This is a genomic window from Zooshikella harenae (genome assembly GCF_018837975.1).
GTDB classification, from domain to species: Bacteria; Pseudomonadota; Gammaproteobacteria; order Pseudomonadales; family Zooshikellaceae; genus Zooshikella; species Zooshikella harenae.
Map to the genome: position 1 here is coordinate 34,758 of NZ_JAGSOY010000027.1, position 14,354 is coordinate 49,111.

10 protein-coding genes are annotated in these 14,354 nt (G+C 38.0%); 4 read left to right on the forward strand and 6 right to left on the reverse strand.

The genetic code is table 11. The features are described from left to right. Positions 1-347 precede the first annotated feature (347 nt). Positions 348-824 (forward strand): hypothetical protein, encoded by a 477-nt coding sequence (locus tag KCG35_RS12740; RefSeq protein ID WP_215820086.1) that lies wholly within the window; start codon positions 348-350, stop codon positions 822-824. A 540-nt stretch (positions 825-1,364) separates the two neighbouring features. After that, entirely contained in the window at positions 1,365-2,375 is a 1,011-nt protein-coding gene (locus KCG35_RS12745; protein ID WP_215820087.1) for a tryptophan--tRNA ligase, read from the forward strand. 73 nt (positions 2,376-2,448) lie between these two features. Here the strand turns inward: KCG35_RS12745 and KCG35_RS12750 are convergent, their stop codons facing one another. The 4 genes from KCG35_RS12750 to KCG35_RS12765 all read right to left on the reverse strand — a co-directional run bounded on the left by KCG35_RS12750 (position 2,449) and on the right by KCG35_RS12765 (position 9,396). Next, complete coding sequence (locus tag KCG35_RS12750; protein ID WP_215820088.1) at positions 2,449-4,239, reverse strand: alkaline phosphatase D family protein; 1,791 nt, start codon at positions 4,237-4,239, stop codon at positions 2,449-2,451. 199 nt (positions 4,240-4,438) lie between these two features. Then, positions 4,439-5,563, reverse strand: coding sequence for an ABC-2 transporter permease (locus tag KCG35_RS12755; protein WP_215820089.1), 1,125 nt, complete (start codon positions 5,561-5,563; stop codon positions 4,439-4,441). 1 nt (position 5,564) lies between these two features. Next, positions 5,565-8,309: a ribosome-associated ATPase/putative transporter RbbA gene (gene rbbA, locus KCG35_RS12760; protein WP_215820090.1), complete on the reverse strand. Its 2,745-nt coding sequence runs from the start codon at positions 8,307-8,309 to the stop codon at positions 5,565-5,567. A gap of 112 nt (positions 8,310-8,421) precedes the next feature. Next, positions 8,422-9,396: an HlyD family secretion protein gene (locus tag KCG35_RS12765; protein WP_215820091.1), complete on the reverse strand. Its 975-nt coding sequence runs from the start codon at positions 9,394-9,396 to the stop codon at positions 8,422-8,424. A 140-nt stretch (positions 9,397-9,536) separates the two neighbouring features. Here KCG35_RS12765 and KCG35_RS12770 point away from each other — a divergent pair, with 140 nt between their 5' ends. Further along, complete coding sequence (locus tag KCG35_RS12770) at positions 9,537-10,160, forward strand: DUF924 family protein (RefSeq protein ID WP_215820092.1); 624 nt, start codon at positions 9,537-9,539, stop codon at positions 10,158-10,160. Positions 10,161-10,336: 176 nt separating this feature from the next. On the opposite strand, the gene KCG35_RS12775 is transcribed toward KCG35_RS12770, so the two are convergent. Continuing rightward, positions 10,337-12,115, reverse strand: a complete 1,779-nt coding sequence (locus tag KCG35_RS12775) for a choice-of-anchor I family protein (protein ID WP_215820093.1) — start codon at positions 12,113-12,115, stop codon at positions 10,337-10,339. A gap of 460 nt (positions 12,116-12,575) precedes the next feature. Between KCG35_RS12775 and KCG35_RS12780 the strand changes: the two genes are divergently transcribed. Beyond that, positions 12,576-13,379, forward strand: coding sequence for an NPP1 family protein (locus tag KCG35_RS12780; protein WP_215820094.1), 804 nt, complete (start codon positions 12,576-12,578; stop codon positions 13,377-13,379). Between the two features lie 55 nt (positions 13,380-13,434). On the opposite strand, the gene KCG35_RS12785 is transcribed toward KCG35_RS12780, so the two are convergent. After that, on the reverse strand, positions 13,435-14,346 hold the full coding sequence (locus KCG35_RS12785) for a nucleotidyltransferase domain-containing protein (RefSeq protein WP_215820095.1): 912 nt from the start codon (positions 14,344-14,346) through the stop codon (positions 13,435-13,437). Between the last annotated feature and the right edge of the window lie 8 nt (positions 14,347-14,354).

Here is a 14,354-nt window from a genome sequence, read left to right on the forward strand (position 1 = left end):
TAATGAGATAAAAAGCGCTTGGCGGTTCGTTAGGCAGACTCACTTCGAAAGGCTACTTGTCCATGTTTAATCTGAGCGAAAAGTAGCCTGTTTAAGACTCAGTTTTTTTGATAAAAATACGCTTAGGGGTTGTCCTCTTCCTCATTTACACTTGATTGTCGGCTATGGTCGAGCTTAAGCTGTTGCTTTGTGACAAACTATGTAATTTGTGGTCTACGTTTTTAGTACCTTTGCTTTTTTTAGATATACCTGAAGTGAAGGGTATACACCCAAGTGATGCAAAAGTTTGAAAAATGATGGGTGGAAAAAGTGTTGGATAATATGACCATGTTTGGGGAATCAATGCTATGAAACTGAGTTATGCCATCTATACTGCTGTCATTACAGTGTTGTTGGCAGGTTGTCAGACTGGCACTCAAGTAAAGCCTAAAGATGATGCTGAGACAGTAACAAACCAACCTGAAGCCGTAAATCAGGTACGAGATATCTGGAGCTTCGATCGTACACACATTGTTAAATGGACGCTGTGGAGTTATGACAGCGAGCTGGATTTAGCGGCAATATCAAAATTGGAAGAACAAAGCATTCAAGATGCCTTTAATAGCTTCAAGGATGGCGAGTATCGTCAGTGGAAAAATGAGACACTAGGGACAATGGGATTTACTGCTGGAAGTAAGTATCAAAACAGTGAAGGGCTTAACTGTCGTAATTACAGTATCACTGTTGAGTTAATAAATGATACTGGCCAGGTACAGCAGTTACAACGACCTGCAATTGCTTGCTTTAGTGAAGGTGCATGGGAGTTTGATCGCTCAATTTTATGAAGCTGATACTGATCAGCTTCATCACTTTTGTGAAGTTAATCAATATATTAAGGTAAAGTGAGCTTCTGAAATGCTTGCTAATGTTGCTATGCATTTGACTAAAATAGCGTTATTTTACAAATAGTTATAGGTATTGTTAGTTGATAGGTTTGTTTTGAGGAAGAAAAAAGACTAGACCTGCCAGAGAATTGGCGTTATAGTTCGCGAATCTAAAAAAAAAGAAGCCCTGACCGATTTGGAGGGGATCAGGGCAATGAAAGTGTACCAATTAGGAGTCAAGCGAGTAACTTAACTGGGTATAAGTATAGATTATCAAGTCAAACAACAAATTCGTACATGTACCCAATTGATTGTGGAAACTACCTATCACACACAAATAATGATTAAAATCCCTTTCTTTTGGTGGCCTTGAGGCCACTTACATTTCTTAAAATCTACGAGTTTTCATTGTAGGCCTCATATATCTTTTTCAGTTTAGGTATAATTCTCTGCCTGAATAAAAGATCTATTTCCAGCAGGTTTCAGCAAAAAGAATATGTTATGAAAAAGACCCGTGTTTTAACTGGTATTACGACCTCAGGGACACCGCATTTAGGTAATTATGTGGGAGCGATTCGTCCTGCTATAGAAGATAGCCGTAAAGAAAATGTCGAGTCATTTTTCTTCTTAGCGGATTATCATTCAATTATTAAAACTCGAGATCCAATCAGAGTTCATCAATCTACCCGAGAGATTGCGGCTACCTGGCTGGCACTAGGTCTTGATGTTGATCGAGTCACTTTTTATCGACAGTCTGATATTCCTGAAATTACTGAGCTGTGTTGGATCTTGAACTGTATGACAGCCAAGGGGCTGATGAACAGAGCACATGCTTATAAAGCCGCTGTTCAACAAAATATTGATGATGAAGAAGCTGATCCTGATAAAGGAATAACAATGGGGTTATTCTCTTATCCTGTGCTAATGGCTGCAGATATTTTGATGTTTAATGCACACAGAGTACCTGTTGGTAGAGACCAGATTCAACATTTAGAAATGGCGCGGGACATAGCCGCTCGTATGAATCACCATTATAAGTTGAAATTTGCCTTGCCTGAAGCGGTTGTAGATGAAAATACGGCCGTATTAAATGGGCTTGATGGGCGAAAAATGAGTAAAAGCTACGATAATATTATTCCTCTTTTTGCTCCTGAGAAAAAGCTGCGTAAGCTGATAATGAAAATTAAAACAAACTGTCTTGAGCCTGGCGAACCAAAAGATCCAGACACCTGTACGTTGTTTCAGATCTTTTCTGCATTTGCAGCACCCAGTGAAGTTGAAGAAAAGCGTCAGCAGTACTATAACGGTGCGGGTTGGGGGGAGCTTAAGCAAGCGTTATTTGAATACCTCAATGAACAGTTACAAGGGCCAAGAGAGCGCTATGAGGCTCTTATGGATGACCCACAGTATGTTGAAACAGTGTTAAAAGCTGGGGCAGAAAAAGCGCGTGCTGAAGCGAAACCATTTTTACAAAAAATTCGGCATGGCATTGGTATTAGACCTATAGAATGAAAATGTTCTAAAAAACAAAAAAGGCTGTTGATTACAGCCTTTTTTTGTATCGAAATAACAGCTACAAGTTAAGTTAGCTGACATTTCGAGTGGATTTTTTAAACAACCAAGGTAGTTCAGTATACTTATGTACATGGGATATAGGTCGTTTAGTGAGTCCATTGCCTGTGCTTTCTTTGCTAACGCCGTAAACTACCCACTCACAGTGATCACGGAAAAACTCCAGTGTGGCATAACCATGATCATTCGCATTAAAGGTTTTAATATGTGGGTTATTGATACGGACAGCACCTTCACTAAATAAGCGAAGCAACTCAGGCTTTTTAACATCGTACTTAAGATGTTGTTCTATTCCGTCTAAAAAGGTTGTTGATGTGACAGAAGGTGCCATGAACTCAACGCCTATTAAATTATTATCTAACCCTGTATTAAGTGATTTTTCATAATCAACCTTTAAGTAGGAGGATATGTTACAATGCAAATCACCCGTGAGTACAACAAAATTATCAACATTATAATTTCGAACAAACTCAGCTAATTGGCGGCGTTCATATTGAAAGCCATCCCATGAGTCAACAGTAAGCAAGGCTAATTCCTGGCCTAATAATGTTGCAGCTAATCGCCCCATATAAGTTTGGTTCCCTAAAACATTCCATACTGTTTTAGAACTACTTAAATTATTAAATAGCCATTCTTTTTGTTGGTAACCCAACATAGAATTTTCAGCATCATACTGATCAGTGCAGCCTATTGGAAAATAGCGTTCGAATATTCGATTATTTCCACAAGGTGGCGCTGTGCGGTAGGAGCGTGTATCTAACATGTTAATAGTGACTAGGTCACCAAATGTGAAATGACGATAAATACGTAAGAATTGGTGAGGATGGGTTTTATCATAAGTGAGTGTTGCGCGAGTGGGTGTGTACTCAAACCAAGCTTGCTGTGCTGATAATTTAAGTGAGCGTAATAAATCTATATTATTACCAAACTCACTGTCTTTAGTAAATGGGTGATCAGGTGCACCTAATGTATCTCGAGAATAATCCCAATAACAGTCATTCGCCGTTTCATGGTCATCACTGGTCATTATCCAGGTATGAGCTTCTAAGCAGGTTGTTAAATTATCATCTTGTCGATACCTACGATATATATGTCGGTAATCATCTAAGCTAGACGCATAACCTGCCTTGCTAGGTAACTTAATTTTCCTGTCTTCGTATTTATTGGCTTGAAAGCTTTTATCTCCAGTACTTTCGTAAATAAAGTCACCTAAGTGCACAACAAAATCAATTGAACTGTCTTTTGCAATAAAGTTATATACACCATAATAACCGTTTGTAAAATCCTGGCAGGTTAAGACAGCTATTTTTAGGCTTTTTTGAATACTATGGTCTGATGATGTTGTTCGACATCGACCGATTTTACTTGAGGTATTTTTATAAATAAAACGATAATAATAAGTTTGGTTGGGTGCAAGCTGTCCATCCAGATCAATTTTTACAGTATAATCTAATAAAGAGTTTAATTGTTCAGGATGTACTTCACCTTGTAAATACAGAGATTCGCAACGATTATCAAGACAAACCTGAAAGACTATAGGCTCATATTCATTGTACTCTGCTGGGTTGACTCTTGTCCAAAGAATGACACCACTGTTAGTTGGGTCTCCTGAAGCAATAGATTGTGGGAAAATTTTGTTTGCTTTATTGATATTTATAAGCCCATTGTCAGGCAATGGATAATCATTATTGTTAGTAATTAAATTAGGCGGTAGACTTTTTGCTTGACTGGAACTAATTATATAAGGTGAAGCTAATCCAGCACTCATTAGGCCAATAAACTTTCGACGGTTTAGGGCTGACATACATTTTCCTTTATTATTGTCATTTTGCTTGGTGACGGAAAAGGAAATTAGCAGTTGAATGTTAATATTTCTTTAAATAAATATTATTCTTATGTATGTGCCTATTTGTAAGTAAGTTGAAACTTTTCAAAAATAAAAACTAATCTATTCGTATATTATGTATTTATAATGTAATAAAGTGGAAAATAGTAAATTAAATTTAGGACAAATTTTTACCAACGGTTTTTCGTAACCGTTGTAGTGATACTGAAAAGAAAATTATGCCAATAACAATAATCGTGAGTAAGGACCCCCAAACAACGGTTAAGTCTGCTTGACGAAATAATACCGCGCTACTGAACTCAACAAAGTGGGTTGATGGAAAAACCTTCATAAGGTATTGAATAGCAAAAGGCATATTATCTAAAGGTGTGATTCCTCCGGATAACACATTCATAACAACAACTATGGGTAGAAACAGTAGCCCAAGTTGAGGCATTGAGTTTGCGACTGTACCCAAGAAAATACCTAATGAGGTTACAGCAAACAAGTAACTACATGTACCAATGATAAATAGCCCTATTTCACCTCGAATAGGAATAGATAAAGCTTCACCAATAATCAGCTTCAACGATAGAAGTGATGCTAAAACAATGACTAGTCCATTAGACCAAATTTTAGCAAGCATAATTTCTGCTGGCGTTAAAGGCATTACCAGTAGGTGTTCAATAGTACCATGCTCTCTTTCTCTAATTAACGCTGCACCTGTTAGAACGATAGCAAGCATGCCAATAACATTAATAAACTGGTTCACTGACATAAACCAACTGCTATATAAGTTTTCGTTGAATCTAACTCGAATATTCAAGTTTATGAGATCTTGCGCTGAGACTTCGTGATTAAAAAATTGCGTTACTTCACTCGTTATTATTTGATTAATATAATCTAAACCGATGACGGCTTGGCTCATCGCGGTTGCATCAATATAAACTTGAATGTTCGCTTCATTCCCATGAGATATATTTTGGGAAAACTTGCTGGGAATGAGTAAGACAAAGGTATAAATACCTTGGCTCATATTTTTGTCAATTTCATTAAATTGAATAATATGTGGTTTTTGAAAGTAAGGAGGGAGAAGAGAAGTATATAATTGACGAGACAGCGGCGAATTATCTTCATCTACGACAGCTATAGCTGCATTACGCATTTCTAACCCTGTTTCTTTGGCAGGAACGTAAATAAAAACAGTAAACGCGAATGTCATGAGAAAAAGCATAACTTTGTCTTGACGTAAGCTGGCTATTTCTTTTAACCCCAGCCAAAAAATAGACTGTAGAAACTTCATATTAATGTTCCTGTTTAGGTAAAAATAATGCACTAAGTAACGTGAACACAATAAAGAAGCCAATAATTGCGAGAAAATTTGGTTTGAGATCAGCCCAAGTGGCGGCTTTAGTAAAAACGCCTACTGTAATATTTAAATAATAAGCGGCAGGGAAATAGGTTGACATCACTGAAGCACCTCCTGAAAGCGATGCAACAGGACTTATTAAACCTGAAAAATTAATTGATGGAATGATGGTGATAATCAAAGTACCAAATAAAGCGGCAACTTGGGTCGTGGTGAATGTGGAAATGAGTAAACCTAAAGCGGTCGTTGCTACAACATATAGACCAGAACCAATAACTAATAACCAGAAACTGCCCTTAACAGGAACACCGAAAAACAGCCAAGTCACAAGAAACAGTGATATAAAATTAATAAATGAAAGTGAAATGTAAGGCAGTTGTTTCCCCCATAAAAACTCGAGACGTGTAGTGGGGGTAGCATAGTAATTTGTAATAGAGCCTAACTCTTTTTCACGCACTACTGCAACAGCCATAAGCATGGCAGGAATAAAAGTCAGGAGCGTTGCCATAACACCAGGCACAATGGCATATATACTTTCAATGCTTTGGTTATAACGAAAACGAGGCTCAATCTTTAATTGGTGATATGTTTGACGGGCACTGGTTTTACTTAATTGTTGCAGGTAATTTTGATGAACACCTTGCACATAACCGCGAATTGTTTCTGCCCGAAAGGGCATTGCTCCATCAATCCATATTCCCACTTCAGGAGATTCTTTCTTAAGTATTTGTCGTCCAAATTGGGGGGGAATCTCAATCACCAGCTCAATTTCACCCTTAGTAAGCGCATGTTCAGCTTGCTGGTTATTGCCTACCACCAGTTGCTGTTGAAAATACTTAGACCCTTCAAATGCTTCTAGATAGTGACGGCTGTATTGTGTTTGATCGTGATCTAATACGGCATACTTCATATGGTTTACATCCATAGATATTCCGTATCCCATCACAACCAATAAAAAAATGGGGCCTAATAATGCAAATAAGAAACGAATAGGGTCACGCTGAATTTCCATGGTTTCACGTTGAGCATAGGCCCATAAGCGTTGCCAGGATAACAGTGAGGCTTGTGAGTGCTTTTTTAGCGTAGGTGGAGACTGTTTGCTATCAGTATCACGACTTGATATTGAAAGTTGAGTTTTTTGATCCGCTTCTGTCTGTTCACTTTCCTGTAGATATTGGATAAATGCAGCTTCTAAATTAGAAGCTTGCTTTTCACTAACAAGTTTCTCTGTTGTACCAGCAGCTAAAACTTTTCCGGCATGCATCAGTGAAATTCTATCACAACGTTCAGCCTCATTCATAAAATGAGTTGAAATAAAAATGGTGACATTTTCCTTTCGTGATAGCTCTGCCAATAACTGCCAAAACTGGTCTCTGGCGATTGGGTCAACACCAGAGGTTGGCTCATCAAGAATCAGAATTTTTGGGCGATGAATGATGGCAACAGCCAACGACAAACGTTGTTTAATACCTAGTGGTAAATCTACAGTCAGTTCATCAGCCACATTTGCTAATGACATACGCGAAAGTAATTCATGTATTCGGCGATTCGTTTCGTCATGGGATAACTGAAATAAGCGAGCATGTAATAATAAGTTTTGTTTAACCGTAAGTTCTTGGTAAAGAGAAAAGTTCTGTGACATAAAGCCAATGTTTTTGCGGTGCGAAAGACTTCTGCTATTCATTGGTTCGCCAAATAACGTAGCTTTGCCTTCAGTTGGTGGTAATAAGCCTGTTAGCATTTTCATTGTGGTGGTTTTTCCACAACCATTAGAACCAAGAAAACCAAAAATTTCGCCTTGGTATATGCGAAAATTAACCTGATCAACAGCCGTAAAATCGCCAAAACGTTTTGTTAACTGGCTAGCTTCAATTGCAACTGGTTTGCTGTTCTGTTGATAAGGTGGAATGCTTAAATTAGCTTGTTGGGTGTGCTCTGGTTGTAATGCTTTAAAGGCTTCATCCAGATTTTTTGTGAGGGTTTGTTGGCAGAGTGCTTTAGGGCTACCTGTTGCTAAAATTTTGCCATTATAGAGTGCTGCGAGCGAGTCATAGCGCTCTGCTTCTTCCATATAGGCTGTTGCAACAAGGATGGTCATATCAGGCGTTCGAGCTTTTATTCGTTTAATTAACTCCCAAAATTGTAAACGTGATAAAGGATCAACACCCGTTGTAGGCTCATCTAAAATGAGTAAATCGGGATCATGGATCAGGGCACAGCAAAGCCCAAGTTTTTGCTTCATACCGCCAGATAATTTGCCTGCGGGACGTTTGGCAAAAGGCGCTAAGCCAGTAGCGGCCAATAATTCCTCAATATGTTGTCTGCGTTGCTGGTGATTTTGTCCAAAAAGCTGGCTAAAAAAGCGTAAGTTTTCATACACAGATAGTGTGGCATAAAGGTTTTTACCAAGCCCCTGTGGCATATAGGCTATACGGTGACATAACTGATTTCTAACATGATTAAGCTTGATATTTTGTGAAAATAAATGCACTTCACCGTGTTGAATCTTTTTTACTCCAGCAATTAAACTTAATAATGTTGACTTACCGACACCATCAGGACCAATTAAACCTGCGATAGACCCTTTTTCGATACTCAGTGATATGTCAGCCAGAGCTAACTGCTGCTTATAATGATGGGTGACTTGAGTGACTGATACGACTTCATCTGGCTTATCCATGAGAATGCCTTTATTTCATCGCGATAAAGAGCTGCGTCTATAGTCTTAAGCACTTAGTACAAGAAAGATTACACTCAGCTATTTTCTAAATAGCTTTTAGTAAGACCTAACGTCAAAGAATATCCGACCATTTTGCTTCAGAATTGAGCTTTATATAAGCCATACCTGGCATACCAGGTTTGATTAGATCAATATGGTCTTGTAAAAAAGCGTTGTTTACACGTACTTTAATTCTAAAGCGTAACTTGCTCCGTTCTTCTCGGGTTTCTACGACCTTAGGAGTAAATTGAGCTAGAGGGGAAATAAAGCTGACCTTAGCAGGGATGTGTAAGTCTTGGAAAGCATCTAAAATAATACGTGCATCACTTCCCACACTTACCTTACCTGCATCAGCCTCACTTAAAAAGACCGTCATATAAACATCTGACAAATCGATTATGGTTAAAATTTTACTGCCACTAGCAACAATTTCACCAGGTTCTGCAATGCGATAGAGTACTCTGCCAGAAACGGGGGAAGTAATGCTACTGTCTTCTAAATCAACTTGAAGACGTTCTGCAGAGGCTTGTGCTGCTTGTATCGACGCATCTGCAACTTCAACCATCGCTTCTGCAGCTGCACATACAGCTTGAGTTGTTTCAACTTTAAGTTGAGCTGTATCTAAATCATCTTCAGAAGCAAATTTGCGTTGGATAAGGTCTTGTGTTCTTTGTAGCTGTTTTTTGGCGTACTTACATTCACTATTCCGTTCTTCAACAACTGCCATTGCTCGTTGACGTTCGACTTTTGCTTTTAATATTTGTGAATCCGCTTGTTTGAGTTGAGCTTCAAGTGTTTTGGTATCCATTTTTACAACAAGCTGATTTTCAACAACTTTATCTCCTTCCTTGACGGTGACCCGTTCTATACGCCCAGGGAGTTTGCTGGCAATGTGGACATCATTAGCTTCCAAGCGACCATTCCCCATCGCAAAGTGGGTAGGTGCACTGGCATAGTAGAAAGTGTAATAGATAGCATTCACTACACCCGCTAGTACCAGCAAGCCAAAAATCCAGTATAGAATAGGTGATTTTTTGCTCGTACTCATTGAATTGACCACCTAATAGTCCGTTATGTAATACTAACGATTTATGCTTTATCCTGTATATCCATTATTGATATTAACTTTGTGCAGGATCTATTAATACCAAACAAGTTGTTTATTTACTACTGTCTGGAGCAATAAGTATGAAAGAAAAGCAACCTAATGACGTTATTACTACTTGGTTTGGTGAATTAGATTCAGAGGGTAATACTTCTTCAGAAATACGTAACAAATGGTTTAATGCCGCAGCTGATGATGACTATGAGTTTCGTAACAAATTTGAACCATCGGTATTTGCAGCAGCAGATGGCATGCTTAATAATTGGGAAGATAGCGCAGAGGGACGGTTGGCACTAATCATCTTGTTAGACCAAATCCCGAGAAATATTTATCGCTCAACATCGAATGCATTTAAATATGATGCTATTGCGTTAAATCATGCTAAACAGGCCGTACAATCAGGGCAAGACAAACAGCTACCATACCTAATGCGTGTTTTCTGCTATATGCCATATGAACACTCTGAAAGTCTGGCTGATCAACAACAGGCCGTGAAACTGTTTAAAGAAATTGCGGATGAAGTTGAGCCTTCATCTTCTTTGTATTCCCAGATGCAGTCATTCTATGATTATGCTGTGCAACACTTAGAGATTATTGAGCAATTTGGTCGCTTTCCCCATCGTAATAACACGCTAGGGCGTGCATCAACGCTTGATGAAGAACGCTATTTGGAGGAAGAAAAAACTCATTTTGGCCAGAAATCATAGGTTTTATTTTTTGCTAATCAATCTTATGTAGGTTATCTATAACGCTTACCCTTGGTTATGGGTGTTATGTAGCTGGGCTCTCACAAAAAAAACACTATTTTTAGAGATGCCCTCTACTCTATATGGTTAAAAACTACATATCCGTTTTTCAAACACAAGTTAATAATATACGGTTTTTAGAAACTTATTTGATAAACAGACGTGGTACCACTCACCTCATTGCCAACGGCAAGAAAATGTTGCTCATTGCGCTGGAAATATTCTATTGATTCTGGACCAAGATCTCCGGCTTTAGGGTTATAAATGCCGTTATCACATTCACCATCATCAACTTTGATACAAACACTTTCTTGGTAGTTACGATTATTAACATAAGTAATAAATTTAGCCATTGTAGGGTTAGAAATATCGTAAACCATGATGCCCCCTTGCCGTTCTAAACCAATAAATGCGTAATGGCTACCATTAATATAAGCGACTTCAATAGCCTCTGGTTCTACACCTTTATCATCACTACGGTCATCACCGCTATCATTGTTGTCATTAGTGCTATTAAAGTGTTGTTTTTCGCTGGTTAAGACAATTTTTGCAAAGTCATCACCACTATCATAAACAAGCTGACCCTGTTCATCCCAAATGGAAAAAGAACGGGCGCCAAATAATTTTACTGGTTTGTTGGCGGGAATTTTTTCATTGTGTTTAACAAGCTTGAGTCTGCCAAGCTTTTTCTTATCTTTAAGTAATTTTGCTAACGGGTGGTCTTTCGCGATATTAAGTTCTTTGCCACGTATTTCATCTGAGTGAGCAATACAAAAACTTTCTTTGGTGGTGTAGTCATTAGTGCCTTTGAAATCCTCACTATCCCAAGAGTAGCCTAATTGATCACATATATGCTGAGTGGTGGTAAAACCATATTCCCGTCCATCACCTTCGTTTGCCGTTACAATATACGTTTTGCCATTAGCAGTGTAACTGGCAATGCTGTCAGGCATGTATAGGCTTTCAAGTTGTGGATAGTATTTAAGATTACCTGCTACTTTATCTTTATTAGAAGCATCTAACGCATAGGATGCCCATGATTTACTACCCAGGACTAAAATAGCTTCGACGCGTGCCGATTTTACATCCACCTTAGCAAGTGCATTATTTTCTTGTAATGAAACAAAAAGCTTTCCTTTATCAGTAAAAGTTAAATACTCTGGCTCAAGGTCTTGAGCAATAGAAGCATTAGGGCCGGAAATACGCACAGTGTTGGGTAGCTCATGATGGCGAGAATTACCTACATTAAATGCCTTAAAGTTAATTTGTTTGATTTCTGCATTAAATGGTCCACGGATTAAATCGACAAGGGTAATACTTCCTTCTGGATCTACTTGATAGTTTGAACTTGGTTCCCCTTCATTGGCAGTAGCAATATAGCGACCGTCTTTTGAAAAACTGACCATATCAGGTAGAGCACCAGCAGGAAATGTATTGATCAGTGTTAGCGTATCTGAACGATATAAACCGATGATGCCACGTGCTTGTTTATTAGCATTTTCAATAGCAACGGCAATCAGTCCTTGATGTGTTGCAACGCTATTTGCTGCACCAATTTTAATGCCTGCATGTTTACCTGCTGATTGAAGATTTATCGCGCCTGTAGAATAAGGCTTGTCTTGATCATTCAAGCTTATGATATCTACTTGCTTAGCCTGTGCATTGACCACATAGAGTTTGTCTGTACAACTATCGTAGCTGACAATCTCTGCTGCTGAAGTGGCAAAATTTTCATCAGCTATAGAGGTACCTATTAACGTTAAACCACTAATAGCTGCTTTGGTTTGCTTTATAGTTTGAGAAGCTCGGCACTCAATTTCTAATTTTTTTATGGGCTGTGAGTCATTTGAAACGCATGCACCAATGTATGTACTTGTTAAGCATATCGCTATTATGGACTTTAGTTGCATTTCCATTAAAGTGGGCACCTTGTAACGAAGATGATAAAAGAATAACGTTATTTTGTAATTAGATTGTTACATGCTGACTGATATTTACTAGCTTTACTTGCTTTTTTGTTAGTTAGTTGTGATCAAGTAAAAAGTTGTAATAATTATTTCTATTTTGATTTGTTTATAATAAATTTTAAATGATACTTAGAGTAACTGTTTTTATTATGGGGTAATGAAATTGTAAATGTATTTATGTTATTACAATAAAAATTATGAAGTGAACGTAACATAAATAATTTATTAAATGATATACATTTTAATACCCTTTATAACTTGTTTGTAGTGGCATATATAATATAGTTTAGTTGTTGATGATAGCGTATGAATATCACCAGCTAAGCCACTATTAAGTTATCTTTTTATTATAAGAATAATAACTAGAGCCCTTTGAACATAACTTATCGTTTACAAAGGAACCTTTTAAATGAGTATTAAATCTGCACCTATACCTGTTATAATGAGTGCGTTGTTAGTTACGATGACTCATGCGGATGACTTTAATAAGCTTGATCAAGCGTTACCTGCTAACAATATTATAAACTCTCAAGAGCCTGTTTTTGACTTTGATACTGATGGCTGTCTACCAGCGGCAGGGATCAGTCGAGATGGACGAAAAAACCCTGGCTTAAAAAACTCGGGTGGGCTTGCAGAAGGTTGTGATGACAACAATTTTATAAATACTTCAAATACACTTCATCGATATGCTTGCACAACATCAGGCAAGGATCAATTTTGTGGTCATTTTTACGCATTATATTTTGAAAAAGATCAGGTGGCAGCGTGGATAGATGTTTTTGGTCATCGCCATGATTGGGAGCATGTCGCTATTTGGACTACCAACGGTAAAATCACTCATGCAAGTTACAGCGCGCATGGAAAATTATACACAAAGCTAGTTTCAAAAGTGCCTTTTGAAGGGACTCATGTGAAGTTTGTTTATCATAAAGATGGTATTTCTACACATGCAATGCGTTTTGCAAAGTCTAATGAAATTGCTGAAAATCCCTATGGTCAATTTGTGACACCCACTATAGTGAGTTGGTACGAATTAATAGGTAATGGTATTGTTAATCGAGAAATGCGCAATAAATTAAATAGCTTTGATTATGGTAAAGCGACTATACCTTTAAAAGATAGTAATTTCAGAACAAGGTTGAATGATAACAGGCCTGATGGTTATCCACTTTTTTCAGAGCGGGATATTGAAGCGCCAAACTCTAACCACTAATCCCCACCCCTTTTTAAAGGGGGAGGTTAGGAGGGGGTTAAAAAGTTAGCAGGGGCTATTTTATTCGCTGTTGATACTGATTTATAAGCAACTGTATTTGTTCCAGCGTGGCTTCGGCCAAACCCGGTTGGCTAATACATTCACTAAGGCTGCCATAATGCATTTCTAAGCATTCCAGTAATAGTTGTCGAATGGCATTTTGATCAGCTTTAAAGGGTAATTCACTTTGTTCGTAGCACTTTTCTAAATGCTGTTCTTTTTTAATAAAAAATTCTTCAACTTGTTGTATTTCCCATTCGCCACGACGAATCGATTTTAATTGTTCTTTGTGAAGGGTTAAGTCCATGTCTTGCTCGATGAGTAGCTGTTCAACTTCTAAGAGTAAGCGGACAACATGATAGGCAAATTTAACATCATAACCATACTGCTCAACCATTTTGGCTCGTTTGCCTTCGGGTTGTTTGGTTTTCATTTTATGCATTTGTGCATAAGCGTAACCTTTAAATTTTGCCCAACATCCTTTATGTAAAAACAGTTTGCGTTGTTCACGAACACGTTCACCCACTGCGGTACTATGTAAAATGCAGTTGCGAGGAACATACAGACTATCCACTATATTTGGGTTGTTATCCATGAGTAAGCGGAAATATTTAGCAATAGAGTAAATGGTAAGATCGTATTCTCGACCACGTCCGCCTAATGCGGATGAATCATAAATATGGTGTTGCTGATACTGTTGAAACTTAGGTTGTGCTAAATCAAAGCCAGGGATTTCACCTCGTAAGTGAGGAAATATGTCAGATTTAGGTGGAATCGCAAATCCATAAACATCCATATCTGAGCTATCATTTGAAACACCATAGGCCATGGAGCCCATGATGACTTCGTAATGTACTGCGTCACTCAAAAATGGAGGAATACCCGGCAGCAGGTTTTTTTTCATTAATTGCTGGGTTGTACTGCTCATAAGATAAC